This window comes from Mesorhizobium sp. M8A.F.Ca.ET.207.01.1.1 (assembly GCF_004794715.1).
Lineage (GTDB): Bacteria > Pseudomonadota > Alphaproteobacteria > Rhizobiales > Rhizobiaceae > Mesorhizobium.
Window position 1 is genome coordinate 1 of sequence record NZ_SRUS01000603.1, and the last position, 279, is coordinate 279.

The window sequence follows — 279 nt, forward strand, 5'->3', positions numbered from 1 at the left end:
CTGCCCGGCATCGGTGAGGCTGACGCTGCGCGTCGTGCGCAGCAGCAGGGCAACGCCCAGCGACTGCTCCAGCTTGGTGAGGGTCTGGCTGACCGCAGATCGAGTCACGCCGAGTTGCTGGGCCGCGGCGGTGAAGCTGCGACAGTCGGCTACCCGCTGGAACACGGCCAAAGCGTTGAGATCGACGGACATTGGTTAGCAATTCTGAACAAGGTAATCAGGAATCGCCATCTTATCGCGGCAGGGCGTGCCATCTACCGTGGCTGCACCGGAGATCGG

General features: G+C 63.4%; 1 protein-coding gene. It reads right to left on the minus strand.

Features of this window, described 5'->3' with window-relative positions; all coding sequences use genetic code 11:
* A partial coding sequence (locus EN850_RS36025) for a LysR family transcriptional regulator (protein WP_136093105.1) occupies positions 1–192 on the minus strand: 192 nt, incomplete at its 3' end.
* Positions 193–279 lie beyond the last annotated feature (87 nt).